This window comes from Hymenobacter miniatus, from assembly GCF_016427455.1.
GTDB classification, from domain to species: Bacteria; Bacteroidota; Bacteroidia; order Cytophagales; family Hymenobacteraceae; genus Hymenobacter; species Hymenobacter armeniacus.
The window spans coordinates 127,175-142,905 of the sequence record NZ_JAELXR010000002.1; the positions used below are offsets into that span (position 1 = coordinate 127,175).

The window sequence follows — 15,731 nt, forward strand, 5'->3', positions numbered from 1 at the left end:
GTTACGCGGCTTGCAGTTCCGGCTGCTTCTTGCCCTTTTTGCGAATGCGGTTCAGCCACATGATGGTGCCTGTGACGGGAAACGTGGCGCCCAGCAAGGCAATCACGAAGGCCAGGATTTTAGTGGGCAGCCCCCCAATGGCGCCCGTGTGCACCGGCTTGAACAGCCCGCGGATGCGCTGGCCTACGGGCCGCTGCGCATACGTCTGCCCGCTGATGACCTGGCCGTAATACTGGTCGAGGTACACTTCATCGGTGGCATTCTCGGTGATGGCGCCGGGGCTCAACACGGCCACGCGGATGCTGCCCGTGGGCTCCTTGGGCAGTTGCAGCGAATAAGATTCCGCATTGGGCGCCTGCTGGCGGGCCAATGCCAGCACGGCATCGGCGCCCACTTTGGCGGTGGGCCCGCCAGCCGCGGCGGGCACCGCGGATACCGGCGGCTCGGGACGCTTCAGGGGCGAGTTGGTAACTCTGTTGATGGTTTGGCCCACCCAATCGAAGGACATGCCCACGCCGGTAAGCGCCATTACGAACAGAAAGAGCGAAGCGTAAAAGCCCAGCACGATGTGGAAGTCGTGGTTGAGACGCTTCCAGCCGCTGCCCCACTTCACGGTGAGGCGCGACGTGAGGGCCTTGCGGGCGGCGGGCCACCACAGCACCAAGCCAGTGCCCAAAATGAACAGGAATATCGAGGCGCTCACCCCCATCACCAGCTTGCCAATTTTACCGGCTACGAGGCCGCGATGCAACTGCTCCACGGTGTGGAAGAAGTTGTCGCGCGGGTTTATTTCGCCCAGAATGGCGCCCGTGTAGGGGTTCACGTAGAGGCGGGGGCCGCCGCCGTCGCCTTTGCCCTTGCCTTTGCCGGGGCCGCCTTCGCCGGGCTTCCCCGCGGCTGGCCCAGGGCCCTCGGCGCGGGCGTTGCCCTTGCCGGAGGGGTTGCCTTTGGGGCCGCCTTCCTTCCCGCCGGGGCCACCAGCCAAGCTCACCTCCACGCTACGGGCGGGGTCGGCGTATACCTTGAAGCCACCGATTTTCGCCTTGGGCTTGTAGGCCTGCACGGCGGCCGTGAGCTGGGCCAGCGACAGGGCGGGCGTGGTGGCCGGGGCCACGGCGTAGCGCTCCGGGTGCCAGGCCTGCTCCAGTTCTTTTTCAAAAGCCAGGATGCTGCCCGTGAGGCACACGAACACAATGACCAGCCCCGAAGCCAGGCCCAGGTAGAGGTGAATGTTGCGAATGAAGCGTTTGACCGGGCTTTTCATGGCAGGCAAATTACTGCGGATTACAGCTTGTAGCTCAGCGTGGCCGAGAAGGTGCGGGGGGCAATGGGGTTGATGCTGTTGTCGTCGTGCAGGTTGTAGCTCAACTCATTGAGCAGGTTGGCCATTTTGAAGCGCATCGAAAACCGGTCGTAGGAATACCCCAGCGAGGCATCGAACAGGAAGTAGTTGGGCACCGAAATCAGCTGGAAGGCGTCGCTGCCCGAAGCCCAGGGGCGGCCGGTGCTGGGGTCGAGCAGGCGGGTGTTGCGGCCGCCCACCCGGTCGCCCACGTAATAGGCCGAGAAGCCGGCGCTCAGGCCGCGCAGGGTGGCGTTGTTGGCAAAAGCATTGGCGAAGCTGTAGAACAGGCTGGCGTTGGCCGTGTGGGCGGGGTTGTAGCGCAGGCGGCTGCCGTTTTCGTAAATGTTGCTCTTGGTGTAGGTGGTGGTGTTGTAGCTGTAGCCGGCAATGAGCGAGATGCCGTTGAGGGGGCGGCTCTGCACGTCTACTTCCACGCCCTGGCTCGTCACTTCGCCGGCCAGTTCCTGCGGGGCGGCCACGCGGCTGCTGGCAAAGCGCGGGTCGGTGGGCAGAATGGCCTGGGCCTGGTTGCTGTTCACGATGCGGTAGCCCGTCACGTTGGCCGACAAAGCGCCTTTGAACAGCTCGTTCTTCATGCCCACTTCGTACTGGTCGATGAGCGACGGCGCCAGTGCCCCGCCCTGCTCGTCGAAGCCGGAGTTGGGCGTAAAGGAGTTCGAATAAGACGCAAACAGCGAAGTGGTTTTGATGGGCTGATACACCAGGCCCAGGCGCGGCGAAAACGCGTTGTCGTAGCGGCGGTTTTCGGCCACAGTAGCGGCGTTGGTAGCGGGCAGCGCCAGGCCGGGGTAGGTGTACACGTCGGTGGGGGTCTCCTGATAGCTCCAGCGCAGGCCGGCCAGCACCTTCACGTGGTCGAAGAGGTTGATGAGGTCCTGGGCGTAGAAACCGGCGCGGCGGGTGTTGCCCAGCGTGCGGGTGTTGTAGCGCATGGCGTCGTAGCCGCTCACCGCACCCTTGGGGCGGCCCAGCGTCCGGCTGGGGTCCAGGATGTTGAGTGAGTCGTAGGCTTGCGCGATGAACGACAGCGCGTTGGTGTTGTACTGGTCGGCATCGGCGCCCACCAGCACCGCGTGCCCAATGCGGCCGGTGCGCAGGGTGCCGGTCAGGTCGATTTGGGCCAGGTAATAGTTTTCGGCCGTTTGGGTGCGCTGCAGGTTGCGCAGCCAGTTGCCGTAGTTGCGGCCGGGCTTGATGACGTTGGCGGTGGGCCGGGCGGCGCTACGCAGCTCGTTGTCGTAGCGTTGGAAGCCGGCCACGGCCCGCACCTGCCAGGTGTCGGTGAGGCGGCTGGTGAGGGTGGCCGTGGCGCTGCTTTGGTTGGTAGCGTTGGTAGCGTCGGCCGTGTTCAGGAAGCGGGTGCGCGAGTCGAAAATCTGGTAGTTGATGGCCCCGATGCCGTAGTCGGGCGTGCGGTTGTCGCGCAGGTAGTCGCCCTCAATGACGAGGTCCGTCTTGGACGTGAGGCGGAACAGCAGCGAGGGGTTGACATACACTCGGTTGCTCTTCACGCCGTCGCGGAAGCTGTCGCCGCGCTCGTATGTGCCGTTCAGGCGGAAAGCCACTTTCTGGCTCTGGCCCACGGCGCCGTACACGTCAAACTGCGGCTTCACGAAGCCGAAGCTGCCCACGCGCAGCCCCACCGAGCCGCCGCGCTCAAACTGCGGCTTCTTGGTCACCAAGTTCAGGATGCCGCCCGCGGCTACGTTACCATACAGAATGGCGGCGCTGCCTTTCAGCACTTCCATGCGCTCCAGGGAGCTTACTTCCGGCATGATGCCGTTGTTGAAGCGCACCCCATTTTTGAAGGTATTGGCGCTGCTATAAGCGAAGCCGCGGCTGGCAATTTCTTCCTGGGTGCCCCCGGTGGCACCCATCACGTACACGCCGCTCACGTTGGCCAGCACGTCGCTCAGGCGCAGAGCCTGCTGCTGTTCCAGCACTTCGCGCTCGATGGTGACGGTGCTCTGGGGGTTGTCGAGGGGCGCGATGGGCATTTTGCCCACGCTCGGAGTGCGCTGGTTCAGGCTTTTGGCCCCCCGCACGGTCACTTCCTGCAACTGCTGCTCGCCGGGAGCCAGCCGCACGGGCTGGGCGGCCACGGTTTGGCCGGCCTTTACTTCCACGGTCACTTCCTGCGGCGTGCAGCCCAGGCACGTCACCGTGAGCACCTGCCAGCCGGCCGGCGCCTGCAGGCGAAACGTGCCATCGGCCGCCGAATTGACGCCCACGGTCGTACCCTTCACACGCACCGAAACCTGCTCGGCGGCCTGACCATCGGCCAGTTCGATGCGGCCGGTTACCTCCCCCGTCTGGTCGTGGCGCTTGGCATGGCGGTGATGCGGGGCATCCGATTGGGCGGCGCTAACCAATGGCAACAGGCTACCAACAACGAGCAGAGGAAGAAGAGCTGAACGCATAGCTTATTTAGACAGATTCAAAATACGGTGCAAAGGTGCAGCCTATTTAGAATTGTTCCAAATAAAGAATGCCTAAAATTCATTCACCAGCCACCCGTTGGCAAAGCTCAGCTATAAATCGACGACATAACCGTTTGGTTAACAACGGAAAAAGCCAGCTATATAGCTGGCTTTTTCTTAAAATACTCAAACAGCTACTGCCGGCGTGGCTGCGGCGGGTTAATCGTCTCAGGCCGCCTCGGCTTCCTGTAGGGCGTTGGCAGGGGTCAGGTTGAAGGCTTCGGCCAGCAACTCATAGGAGCGGCGGCGGTCCTCGAAATCGGCGGTGATGGTGACGGCGGTCAGCTCGTCTACCTCATATTCGGCGGCCAGTTGAATGAATTGGTCATGCACCTGGTCGGGGGTGCCGCTCACCACGCGGTTGCGGTTGTGCGCCAGGTGCGCTTGGTCTTCGGCCGTGAACTGGTAGGCGCGCACTTCCTCGGCCGAAGGGAACGCGCGGAATTCGCCCCGATTGAAGCGAATGAGCTGCATGTCCATGGCCTTGCGAAACTCGTTGGCTTTCTCTTCCGTCTCGGCGCAAAGCGTGAATACGGCCATGTTGGCCAGCGGCTGGGCCAGCTCGAGCGAGGGCCGAAACCGCTGGCGATACTGGCGCACGGCTGCCGGGCCGCCGTTGCCATTGATGAACTGGGCAAAGGAAAACGCCATGCCCAGGTGCGCCGCAAACAGGCCGCTCTGGCCGCTGGAACTCAGTATCCAGAGCTCCGGCGCGGTGGGCGACTGCGGAATGGCCATCACCCGCTCGTGAATGGTGTCGGGCACTTTCTCGTCGCGCAGGTAGGCTTGCAGGTCCATCAACTGCTCCACGAAGTCCTTCTCGTTGAACTGGTTGTTGGGGTTGAGGGCGTAGGCCGTGAGGCGGTCGGCGCCGGGCGCGCGGCCCATACCCAAGTCGATGCGGCCCGGAAACAGGCTTTCGAGCATGCGGAAGTTCTCGGCCACTTTCAGGGCGCTGTAGTGCGGCAGCATGATGCCGCCCGAGCCCAGCCGGATGCGCTGGGTGTGGTTGCCGAGGTGGGCAATGAGGACTTCGGGCGTCGAGCCGGCCAGGGTGTTGGTGTTGTGGTGCTCGCTCACCCAGAAGCGGGTGTAGCCGAGGCGGTCGGCCAGCCGGGCCAGTTCCACGGTTTCGAGCAGGGCCTGGCGGGGCGTAGCGCCCGGCCGGATGGGCGACTGGTCGAGGACGTTGAGGCGAATATTGGAGGGAGTGGTCATATTCAGAAATCAGGAGGAATAAGTGTACAGAACCGCGCAAGGGGCCGGCCGGTTCGCGGGCGTTGAGGCTGGCACCGGCATGAACAATTGCCGGCTCGGTTGTTACGCACCCAACCTTTTATCCATTCCTTTCTAATGAGCGACCAGAACAACGTCATCATCTCCGTAGCCGACGGCACCGAAATGCACGCCTACGCGGCGTTCCCGAGCAGCACCGGGCCGGTGCCGGGCATCATTCTCCTGCAGGAAGCTTTCGGCGTGAACCACCACATTCGCAGCGTGGCCGACCGCCTGGCGGCTGCCGGCTACGCCGTAATAGCCCCCGAACTGTTTCACCGCACGGCCGCGCCGGGGCTGGAAATTGCCTATTCCGATTTCAACACCGTGGCCGCCCCGCACTTTCAGGGCATCACGGTGGAGGGCCTGACGGCCGACCTGCAAGCCGCCCACGCCTGGCTCACCAGCCAGGCCCTGGTGATGACCACTAAAATCGGCAGTGTCGGCTTCTGCCTGGGCGGGCGCGTGTCGTTTCTGGCTAACGCTGTGCTGCCGCTGGCGGCCGGCGTGTCGTACTACGGCGGCGGCACCCACTTGCTGAAAGACCGCGCCGCCGAGCTGCACGCGCCGCACCTGTTCTTCTGGGGCGGGCTCGATGCGCACATCAAAAAGGAGCACATCGCTGCCGTTACGGATGCCGTGGAAGCTGCCGGCAAGCCCTACATCAACACCGTCATTTCCTACGCCGACCACGGCTTCCACTGCGACGAGCGGCCGAGCTACCACCCGCAAGCCGCCGCCGAAGCCTGGGCTCTGACGCTGGCCTTCTTCAAAGAGAAGCTGGGGGCGTAAGGCCTGGGTTTTGTTATTAAGATAGGACGTCATGCTGGGCTTGTCGAAGCATGACGTTCTTTTTGTTCGGCTACGCCACGACCCGCTCTGGCTCCGCTACCGCCTGCCGGCCCAGGTACTGCGCCATGCTGCTGGCCAAGATGATTTGCAGAGCATGATACAGCATCAGCGGTAGCAGGATGAGGCCGGTGGCGGCGCTGGCCGGAAAGAGCAGGCTGGCCATCACGCTGCCGTGCACGAGCGACTTTTTCGAGCCGCAGAACACCGCCACCACCTGGTCGGCGCGCGAGAAGCGCAACGCCCGGCTTAGACCCCAGACGATGCCAAACACCGCGAGGTAGAGCGCCACCATGCCCACGCCGAGCTTGACGATGTCAGCCACGCGGTAGCGGGCGAAGATGCCTTCGGCAAAGGAATCGCAGAAGGCCGTGAAGACGATGAGCAGGATAGTGACCTGGTCGAAGATGCGCAGGCCAGCCTTGTGCCGGTCGACGAAGGCATGGAAGCGGGAATTGAGCAGCACCCCCGCCCCTACCGGCAGCACCACCTGCCACAGCAGCTGCGTTGCCAGGCCCCACAGCTGGCCGCCGCCCGTGCCGGTGTGCAGCACCAGGCTGGTGAGCAGCGGCGTGAGCAAAACGCCCAACAGGCTGGAAATACTGGCGTTGAAAATGGCCGCCGGCAGGTTGCCGCCGGCAATGCTCACCATCACCACCGACGTGGACACGGTGCTGGGCAACGCGCACAGAAAGAAGATGCTTTGCCAGAGCAAATCGCCGCCAGCGCTGCCGAAGAAGGGCCTGACGAGCAGCGCCAGCGCCGGAAACAGCGCAAACGTGGCCAGCTGCACCAGCAGGTGCAGGCGCCAGTTGCGCATGCCGGCGCGCAGTTTTTCCACGCTCAGCTTCAGGCCGTAGAAGAAAAACACGAGGGCCACGCCCACGGTGGTAATGGTTTTCCAGGGCACGGGGCTGGCTTTGCTGCCCAGGCCGGGCTGCCAGTACGCCAGGGCCACTACGCCAATGAGCGCGAGCAGAAACCAGTCGAGCCCGGCGCGGGACAATAAGGCAGTGAAACGGTTGGGGGCTGGGGCAACGGGCTGCGTCATGCGCAAGAATACGCAAGTGGCGGCCTTTGGTCATCTATCTCGCCTGGCGTCCTCATCTGGCGTCCGCAACGCGAAGGACCTTCTCACGCCAGCACAATTGAGGCAAACGAGACAAGGTCCTTCGCGGCGCGGACGCCAGATGAGGACGCCAGGCGATGTGGATAGAGCCGGGCTACTGGTCGCCAGGGCCACTGCCGAGGCCGGGCGGCGGGGTGCCTTGCACACCCTGCACGTTGGGCACGCCCATTTTCTCTTCGCGCTTGCGCTGGTACTTGGCAAACTGCTGGGGGGTGAGCACGTCTTTGATGGCCGCGAGGCGGGAGCTGCCCACGGTTTCGACCACGCCGGCCAGCTTGCGCGGGTCGGCTTTGTAGCGCAGGCGGGCCGACTCCACGGCGTCGACGCTGCGGCGGTTGATGGCGCGCACTTTCTCGGTTTGCTGGGGCGTGAGGCCGAGGTTCTGCTGCATGTTGGTGGTCAGACCGTTGCTGATGGCGTCGACCTTGGCGGCGTCGGCCACGGGCATGGGCTCATCGGGGACCGGGCGGGCGGGCACGGTGGTTTTGGATTTCACGCTGGCCTGGCCCACCGGCTTCGTCTTGGTTTTGACGGTGGTGGACCTGGCCGGTGCCTGGGCCAGCACGGCCGGTGCGGCGGCCACCGCCAGCAGCGAGGAGAGCAACAGAACTTTCATAAAAACGGAGGGGGAAACACAATCACAGAAAAAGCGGGTGGCTGCGACGGGGTAAATATCGGCCGAAAACCCCGCTCTTTCAGCCCTTAACGCCCCGCCAACCACGTTTCGTGCCAGACCCCGCCGAAAATCGGGCCCGCAGGCCTCGTCCGTGCAACCTTTCGGGCCGGTTTGGCATACAACCTCCCATGAAAAACGACAAGCGCACTTCCAAGAACTGGCTACTGGCCGCCGGCCTCGGCGCGGCGGCCCTGGCCGCTACGATGTGGGGCAACCGCCGCGGCTCCTACGACCTCACCCGGCGCGTCGTGCTCATCACCGGGGGCTCGCGCGGCCTGGGCCTCGTGCTGGCCCGCCAGGCCGTGGCTGAGGGAGCCCGCGTGGCCATCTGCGCCCGCGACGAGGCCGAGCTGGCCCGCGCCCGCCAGGACTTGCTGAACGCCGGCGCCGCCGAAGCCGACGTGCTGACCCTGGCCCGCGACATCACCAACGAGGTAGAAGTGCGCACCATGGTGGCCGAAGTCGAAAACCGCCTCGGCGCCATCGACGTGCTCATCAACAACGCCGGCATTATCCTGGGTGGCCCGCTTGATAACATGGACTCGCGCGATTACGAGGACTCCATGGCCATCCATTTCTGGGCGCCGCTGCACGCCATGCAGGCCGTGCTGCCCAGCATGCGCCGCCGCGGCGAGGGCCGCATCGTCAACATTTCCTCTTTGGGCGGCAAGGTGGCCCTGCCGCACATGGCCCCCTACAGCGCCAGCAAATTTGCCTTGGTGGGCCTGTCCGAAGGGTTTCGGGCCGAGCTACACCAGCACGGCATCACTGTGACGACGGTGTGCCCCGGCCTGCTGCGCACCGGCAGCCCCGACCATGCCCTGGTGAAAGGGCAGCAGCAAAAGGAGTTTGCCTGGTTCAGCATCGCCGATTCTCTGCCCGGCATCACGATGAGCGCCGAGCAGGCGGCCCGCCAAATTTGGAACGCCTGCCGCCGCGGCGACGGCGAAATCATTCTCTCGCTGCCGGCTAAGCTCCTGGCCGCGTTCCACGGCCTGCTGCCCGGCACCACCACCGACATCCTGAGCTGGCTAAACCGCGCCCTGCCCGCCACCGGCGAAAGCCCCGCCGCCAACGTGCGCCGCACCGGCTTCGAGAGCGAAACCGAGCTTACCCGTTCGCCCATCACCACGCTCACCCGCAAAGCGGCGCTGAAAAACAACGAGGTGTAGGGCGTTTTGAGCTAACCTGTTTCCTATAACAACCGGTCACGCTGAGCGCAGCCGAAGCATCTCTCCCGCAGTAGTGAAAATCACTCTTGCGGGAGAGATGCTTCGGCTGCACTCAGCGTGACCGGTTGTTGATTACTCGTCAACGTCCCAACTATTTACAGAGTGCCGCGGCGTTTGCCGCCCACTTTGGCGCCCGAAATCTTGGTTTGGCGCTTGCTGTGGATGCCCAGGAAGCCGTTGTGGAACAGGCCGTGGTGGCCGTAGCGGCGGTAGATGGGGCGGTGGTTGCCGGGCGCAATCTTGCGGTTGGGGTTGCGCTTGGCGGTGGCGGCCGAAGCATCGGCGCTGGCGAACAGGCCCAGCAGAAGGGCCAATACAAAGAGGTTGCGGAGCATCGTGGAATCCAATTAAGAGTGGTAATTCAACTGCTAGTAGCGCACCTCTGCAGCGGGTCGCTTCTGGGTGGTTAACCCCGGCGGCGCCAAAATTATTGCAGCTTCGCTCCTGCCGCTCGACCATTTGGCCATCTGAGTCGACCAAACCCCGAGCCTAAACCCGTTTCCGGCCGCATTCTATTTTGCCAAATACACCATTGATTACCAATGGGTTTTGACACCAAGAGCCTTTTATCGCTCACTCAAGCGAGACCCCGACGAAAAAATGTGAAAAAAAGTTGCTCGCCGCCGCTCATTTGCGCCAAAATGCGGCCCAATTCTACATGCTGGCCTGGGCAAACGGGTGACAGCCGCGGGTCTTGAGCGAGGCCAGCGCGGCATCGAGCGAACCGCCTTTGGAGCTGCACAGGGCGCTGCCGCTTTTCTTCTGGCAGAAAGGGCAAGCGTGCAGGTCGCCGTCGGTGTCGACGTACAGGAACCGGTCGGCGGCGCCGCCGCACCCCATGCGGCGCTGGTGGTAGCCGTAGTAGTGCACCATGGGCCAGTCGAGGTAGTCGGGGCCGTAGTTCATCTCCAGGTAAAATTCCTCCAGCAAGGCCACCTGGGCGTGGCTCAGGTCCACGGCTTGGCCGGCATAGTGCCCCACGGCCCGCGGCTCCAGTATCTGAATGAAGGTGACGCCCAGCTGCCGGGCCAGAGCGGCGTAAGCCAGGAGGTTGGCCGGGGTGGTGAAGTCCTGCGTGACGCACAGCGAGAGGTTTACCACCAGGCCGGCTGCGTGGGCGTGGGCCGCGGCCTGCACGGCGTTGGCGTAGGCATCGGGCGAGCCGCGGAAGGCGTTGTGCTGGGCCGGCTCGTGGTGGTCGAGGCTGATGCTGACGCCCGTGAAGCCGGCGCGCTTCAGGCGCTGGGCGTTGTCGCGGGTGAAGTTGAAGCCTGAGGTGAACACCCAGAAATCGGTGCCGGGCCGAGCGGCTTCCACCACGGCCACCAAGTCGTTGACGCGCAGCATGGGCTCGCCGCCGCTGAAGAAAATCTGCGTCACGTGCCGGGCCTGAAACTGGGCCACCATGTCCTGGATGTCGGCCCGCGAAAGCACTTCTTTCTGATTGAGCGCATCCCACTCAAAGCAATGCTCGCAGGCCAGCGGGCACTTTTTGGTGATGGCCAGGAACACCAGATTCAGCGTGTCGGCGTCGCCGCGGAAGGGCACCAGCCGGTTCACCGTAGAGGCTATGTAGGTGTCGTAGGCCGGGCTGGGCATGCCGGGCGCGAAGTATTCGCGGAAATAGCGGCCGTCGACGTGGGCCACTTTTTTCACCTGCAGCGCGCCGTAGTAGGCATGCTTGAGCTCCTCAATGTGCGTCTTGGCCAGCTGCATGCGGGCTCCCGAGCGCATAAACCGCCAGAGCAGGCGCGCATCGGTGAGGTAAAACAGGGCCGTGGCCCAGGCCCGCTGCAGCCGCGAGGCGATGACGGCGGGCGGCAACGTGGGCGTGACCACCGGCGCCTCGGTGGCAGCGGCGTCGAGAAAGGGCAGGTCGGTGATGAGCGTGGCTTCCATGGGCACTAGCGTTGGGCGATGGCGGGGGCAAATTGCTGACTGGCGCGGCGGTATTCTTCCTTGGAAAACGCCACGAAGCGGCCCGGCTTTTTGAAGGCGTACAGCTCGGTGAGCTTGGGCAGGCCGCTGAACTCGCGCACGTGCTCGTAGTAGCCGCGGGTGTGCAGAAACGCCGTGCGGCGCATACCGGCGGCCGGCGCGGGCAGCCGGGTTTCGTAGGTGAGGTCGACCACGGTGCCGGCGTGCAGCTGCTTGAGGCGCAGGGTGTCCGCGGCGCGCAGGGCGGCGCGGGCGTCGTCGCCGCGCTCGGTGCGGGCGCTTTGCAGGTGGCAGTTGTCGAGCTGCACGGGCGCATTGGGGCTGCAGTCGAGGGCGGCGTAATCGACCTCCCAAAACATGAAGCCGCAGGCCAGCTTCACCCGCACCGTGCCGGCGGCCGAAGCGGGAAAATCGAGCGGCACCACCACGTCGCGCGCGGCCAGCGGGCCCACGGTGGGGATGGTTTCGGCCAGCTGCCAGCCCTGGCCGGCCTCCACGTACACCTGCAGCGGAATGTGCTGGTCGAGGGCCCACTGCCGGTTGACGGCGGCGGGCTGGGTTTTCTGCTGGGCCGCCCAGCCGTTGTAGGCCGCGCCAAATTTCTCGATGAACCGGCCGTAGAGGTAATCGAGCCACAACGAGTTCTGGGCGCGCAACACCAGCTTGCCGTGGCGCGCCGCGGCGGGCTTGGCGAAGGTCAGCACCACTTCGTTGGGGGCGTGGCCGGGCAGGTCTTCGCTGAACAACTCCACGCTATGGTCGGCGGCTTGCAGCTGGGCGGTGCAGTCGTGGCCGCCCAGGGTGCGGGCCTGCGTGGCCGGCTGCGGGGCCGTGAGGGTTTGCACCTGGCCGCGCTGGTCGAGCAGCACCTGCGTGCCGGCCGGGTGCTGGGCCACCCACAGCTCGGCTAGGTTGGTGTACTGACGCTCCTTGAGCTCGTTGCTGATTTTGAGTCGGTACTGGTTGCCTTTGGGCTGCAGGGCGGGCACCGGCAGGTAGTCGTCGCGCTCGGCCGGGGCAAAAATGGCCCCGCCGTAGGCCTCGCCTTCGAAATGGTAGGTCTGGCCGTCGAAGGCGTACACAAAGGGGCACGAGCTTTTGGTGAGGGCCACAATGACCAGCAGCAGCGCAAACACCCCAGCCGTGACGCCCAGCGTGCCCAGCACATAGGAGGCGGTGGTGCGGCCCGAGTCCTTCTCCACCAAATCAATCTGCTTGATGGCCGAAAACGGAATACTCACCTGGTCGCCGGTTCCGGGCTGCGCGTCGTTGACGTACACGTGCACGATGTTCAGCGCCACTTTTTTATCCTTCGATAAATAGCGCGGTGTTTTGCGGCCGGTTGGCAGCTCGCTGTATTTAGCCAGCGTGCCAGTGGCAGACTCGCGGGTGCCTTCCAGCGCTTCACCATTGAAATGCGGCTGCCGCAGCACCCATTCCGTGCTGCCCTGGTGCACCACGAAGGTTTTCGACTGGGCCAGCAGGTTCACCGTTTCCTTATCGGCCGGCTGGGTTTTGGTGCGGTAATAGTTGCAGCCCGTCACGAGCGGCCCGAAAGCGGCCAGCACCACCCAGGCAACTACAGCAGATACCGTCCGCAGACGAAACAGCCCCAGCAACCCGGGTACATGAGCTAGAGGTGTAATAAGTTGCTTCATAGCAGGGCACTGGCGGAGTAGAAATTATTTACTCCAATAGTACAAGTGCTGCTATTATTGTCAATATAAATATGTTTCACAATTCGACTTTATCACAACGTCAATACCCAATAAAAACCATTGTTTTACAAGTATTTAATCCCATATTTTTGAGACTTTACCACTTATATACTTCCCCAACGTAGCCCACCCGTCGCATCAAGCCGGATTTCGTACTGGTTGGCGCACGCACCCCGGGGCCACGCACCGCCATACCCGGTAGCAACGCGCCGGGACACGGTTAATGAATCCTGACCAGCACGGGAAACATCGTCGTAAACATGAGCGCTGCCACGTTGCGCCCATATTTGCGTCATGCATTTTCCCGTCGAGCTAGCCCTGGGCCCCGCGCGCCTGCCCGTGCACCTGCTGTGCGAGGTGCTGGCCTACTCCCTCGGCTACCGCCTCTACACGCACCTGCGCGCCGGCCACGCCGACCGCATCAGCAGCGCGCACCGCCAATGGATTTTCGTGGGCGCGGCCGCGGGCGCCCTGTTGGGCTCGCGCCTGCTGGGCCTGCTGGAGCACCCCGAGCTGCTGGCCCACCCGCCCGGCGGCTGGGTGTATTATTTCACCAACAAAACCATCGTGGGCGGCTTCCTGGGCGGCCTCATCGGCGTGGAGCTCACCAAAAAGCGTCTGGGCATCACGGCCAGCAGCGGCGACCTCATGGTGTTTCCCATTCTGCTGGGCCTGAGCATCGGCCGGCTCGGTTGCTTCTTCAGCGGCCTCGAAGACGGCACCTACGGCACGGCCACTCCCCTGCCCTGGGGCATTGATTTCGGCGACGGCATCCGCCGCCACCCCACCAACCTGTACGAAATCCTGTTTCTGGGGGCGCTGGCGCTGCTGCTGTGGGCGCTGGAACGGTGGCGCGGGCCCCTGGCCGATGGGCGACGGTTTCAGCTGTTTCTGAGCGGCTATTTGCTATTCCGGCTGCTGGTGGAATTCATCAAGCCCACGGCGGCGCTACCGGGGCTGGGCCTCACGGCCATTCAGTGGGCGTGCGTTGCGGGGCTGGGGTATTATGTTTGGGTGTGGACCAAAAGGGTAATGAAAAATGCATTGGCTATTGACTAGGCACCTACTTGCAAGCTTTTCATTCTTCACACTGTTCAGTGCATCAAAAATAAAAGCACAAGTAGCACAAAGCGAATTACTTATCACTGCTGAAATAACAGGCGCTGGTGCAATCATTTATCAACAAAGCCCAGTAATCAATAGCAATGTGAGCGGCTTTTTTGTGAAGCTTGTGGTAAAAAATAACTCACAGCTTGAGAAGTCACTTTGGTTCATGAACTGCTCGTGGCAAGAGAACTGGGTGACCGACCGTGCTGCTACTTTTCTATACAATGGTGGATGCACTAGAAATTTTCCTAAGAAAACGGTATTAAAACCGCAAGAATCAATAGCGTTTTATGGAATCTTGGTTCAAGCAGTTCAGAAAGAGACTCGTAAAAAAGAAATTACATATGTCATTCCGATTTCGACAGTGCAGAGAAGCATCTCCAATCCACTGGCTGGAAAAATGAAGTTTGGTTTTAAAGAAATTAATAATTACGAACCCGACAAACCTTTTTCCGAGCAGCTTTTGGAAGCTAAAACGTGGTGGAGTAATTCTATTGATTTAGATTTTACTAACAACTCTTTTCACAAGCAATAGGTCCCTCCCTGCCCATGCCCGAACGTCCTTACACCTACTACGATTTCACCATCAGCCTGTGCCCGCACTGCCTGCGCCGCATCGAGGCCAAAATCGTCTTTGAGGACGGGAACGTGTACATGCTTAAGCGCTGCCCGGAGCACGGGCGGCAGAAGGTGCGCATTGCCACCGATATTGAGTACTACAAGAGCACCCGCAACTACGTGAAGCCCAGCGAGACGCCGCGCCGCTTCAACATGGCCACGCACTTCGGCTGCCCCTACGACTGCGGCCTGTGCACTGACCACGAGCAGCACAGCTGCCTTACGGTCATCGAGATAACCGACCGCTGCAACCTCACCTGCCCCACCTGCTACGCCGAAAGCAGCCCCACTCACGGCCGCCACCGCACCTTGGAAGAAGTGGAAGCCATGGTGGACTTGGTGGTGGCCAACGAGGGCGAGCCCGACGTGGTGCAGATATCGGGCGGCGAGCCTACGCTGCACCCGCAGTTCTGGGAAATTCTGGACATGTGCAAGCGCAAGCCCATCAAGCACCTGATGGTGAACACCAACGGCGTGCGCCTGGCCAAGGATGAGGCCTTCGTGGCGCGGCTGGCCACCTATGCGGGCGCGTTCGAGGTGTACCTGCAGTTCGACTCCTTCCGCGAAAATGTGCTGCTGACCATGCGCGGCCGCGACCTGCGCGAGGTGCGCCAAAAAGCCATCGAAAACCTCAACAAATACAACCTCAGCACCACGCTGGTGGTGACGCTGCAGAAGGGCCTGAACGACGACGAAATGGGCGACATCATCGACTACGCCCTGAAGCAGAAATGCGTGCGCGGCGTCACATTTCAGCCCACGCAGGCGGCCGGGCGGCTCGACAACTTCAACCCCGAAACCGACTCGTTTTCGCTCACCGAAGTGCGCCAGGGCATCATCGACCAGAGCCCGGTCTTCACGGCCGACGACCTGCTGCCCGTGCCCTGCAACCCCGACGCGCTGGCCATGGCCTACGCCCTAAAACTGGACGGCGAAGTCTTCCCCCTCACCCGCTACGTCGACCCCGCCGACCTGCTCACCAACGCCGGCAACACCATTGTGTACGAGCGCGACCCGCGCCTGCGCCAGCACATGCTCAAGCTCTTCAGCACGGCCAATACCGTGGACACGGTGGTGCCCGAAATCAACCAACTGCTGTGCTGCCTGCCGCAGGTATCGGCCCCCAATCTGGGCTACGAAAACCTCTTTCGCATCATCATCCTGCAGTTCATGGACGCGCACAATTTCGACGTGCGGGCCGTGAAGAAATCCTGCGTGCACATTGTGAGCAAGGACTTGAAAATTATTCCCTTCGAGACGATGAACATCTTCTACCGCGACCCGGAGAAACTGGCGCGGCTGGAGGAATTGCGGGCCGAGCGGGTGGGCATCGTGTAATGGCA

At 62.8% G+C, this 15,731-nt stretch carries 13 protein-coding genes; 5 read left to right on the forward strand and 8 right to left on the reverse strand.

The window, feature by feature from the left end:
• Window position 1 precedes the first annotated feature (1 nt).
• From JAO73_RS03670 to JAO73_RS03680, 3 genes are all read right to left on the reverse strand, one after another.
• Entirely contained in the window at window positions 2-1,264 is a 1,263-nt protein-coding gene (locus JAO73_RS03670) for a PepSY-associated TM helix domain-containing protein (RefSeq protein WP_198975812.1), read from the reverse strand.
• Between the two features lie 20 nt (window positions 1,265-1,284).
• Complete coding sequence (locus JAO73_RS03675; RefSeq protein ID WP_198975813.1) at window positions 1,285-3,786, reverse strand: TonB-dependent receptor; 2,502 nt, start codon at window positions 3,784-3,786, stop codon at window positions 1,285-1,287.
• 228 nt (window positions 3,787-4,014) lie between these two features.
• Window positions 4,015-5,064 carry an LLM class flavin-dependent oxidoreductase gene (locus JAO73_RS03680; RefSeq protein ID WP_198975814.1) on the reverse strand — a complete coding sequence of 350 codons (1,050 nt, stop codon included), beginning with the start codon at window positions 5,062-5,064 and terminating at the stop codon, window positions 4,015-4,017.
• 135 nt (window positions 5,065-5,199) lie between these two features.
• On the opposite strand from JAO73_RS03680, the gene JAO73_RS03685 reads away from it, so the two are divergent.
• A complete protein-coding gene (locus JAO73_RS03685) occupies window positions 5,200-5,913 on the forward strand; it encodes a dienelactone hydrolase family protein (RefSeq protein ID WP_198975815.1) in 714 nt (237 codons plus the stop codon).
• Window positions 5,914-5,983: 70 nt separating this feature from the next.
• Here the strand turns inward: JAO73_RS03685 and JAO73_RS03690 are convergent, their stop codons facing one another.
• Together JAO73_RS03690 and JAO73_RS03695 are read right to left on the reverse strand one after the other, a co-directional pair.
• Window positions 5,984-7,021 (reverse strand): bile acid:sodium symporter family protein, encoded by a 1,038-nt coding sequence (locus JAO73_RS03690; protein WP_198975816.1) that lies wholly within the window; start codon window positions 7,019-7,021, stop codon window positions 5,984-5,986.
• A gap of 172 nt (window positions 7,022-7,193) precedes the next feature.
• On the reverse strand, window positions 7,194-7,715 hold the full coding sequence (locus JAO73_RS03695) for a hypothetical protein (protein WP_198975817.1): 522 nt from the start codon (window positions 7,713-7,715) through the stop codon (window positions 7,194-7,196).
• A 188-nt stretch (window positions 7,716-7,903) separates the two neighbouring features.
• Between JAO73_RS03695 and JAO73_RS03700 the strand changes: the two genes are divergently transcribed.
• Window positions 7,904-8,947, forward strand: coding sequence for an SDR family NAD(P)-dependent oxidoreductase (locus JAO73_RS03700; RefSeq protein ID WP_198975818.1), 1,044 nt, complete (start codon window positions 7,904-7,906; stop codon window positions 8,945-8,947).
• Window positions 8,948-9,102: 155 nt separating this feature from the next.
• On the opposite strand, the gene JAO73_RS03705 is transcribed toward JAO73_RS03700, so the two are convergent.
• From JAO73_RS03705 to JAO73_RS03715, 3 genes are all read right to left on the reverse strand, one after another.
• The gene (locus tag JAO73_RS03705) at window positions 9,103-9,342 is read right to left on the reverse strand and encodes a hypothetical protein (RefSeq protein WP_198975819.1); all 240 of its coding nucleotides are present in this window, start codon (window positions 9,340-9,342) and stop codon (window positions 9,103-9,105) included.
• A 319-nt stretch (window positions 9,343-9,661) separates the two neighbouring features.
• Window positions 9,662-10,906: a radical SAM protein gene (locus JAO73_RS03710; RefSeq protein WP_198975820.1), complete on the reverse strand. Its 1,245-nt coding sequence runs from the start codon at window positions 10,904-10,906 to the stop codon at window positions 9,662-9,664.
• A gap of 5 nt (window positions 10,907-10,911) precedes the next feature.
• A complete protein-coding gene (locus JAO73_RS03715; RefSeq protein WP_198975821.1) occupies window positions 10,912-12,603 on the reverse strand; it encodes a hypothetical protein in 1,692 nt (563 codons plus the stop codon).
• Between the two features lie 354 nt (window positions 12,604-12,957).
• Between JAO73_RS03715 and JAO73_RS03720 the strand changes: the two genes are divergently transcribed.
• From JAO73_RS03720 to JAO73_RS03730, 3 genes are read left to right on the forward strand one after another with little or no spacing between them, the layout of a single operon-like run.
• The gene (locus JAO73_RS03720) at window positions 12,958-13,722 is read left to right on the forward strand and encodes a prolipoprotein diacylglyceryl transferase (protein WP_198975822.1); all 765 of its coding nucleotides are present in this window, start codon (window positions 12,958-12,960) and stop codon (window positions 13,720-13,722) included.
• Window positions 13,715-14,305: a hypothetical protein gene (locus JAO73_RS03725; RefSeq protein ID WP_198975823.1), complete on the forward strand. Its 591-nt coding sequence runs from the start codon at window positions 13,715-13,717 to the stop codon at window positions 14,303-14,305. Before JAO73_RS03720 ends, JAO73_RS03725 begins: the two co-directional genes overlap by 8 nt.
• Before the next feature lie 14 nt (window positions 14,306-14,319).
• Entirely contained in the window at window positions 14,320-15,726 is a 1,407-nt protein-coding gene (locus JAO73_RS03730) for a radical SAM protein (RefSeq protein WP_198975824.1), read from the forward strand.
• Window positions 15,727-15,731: the final 5 nt, after the last annotated feature.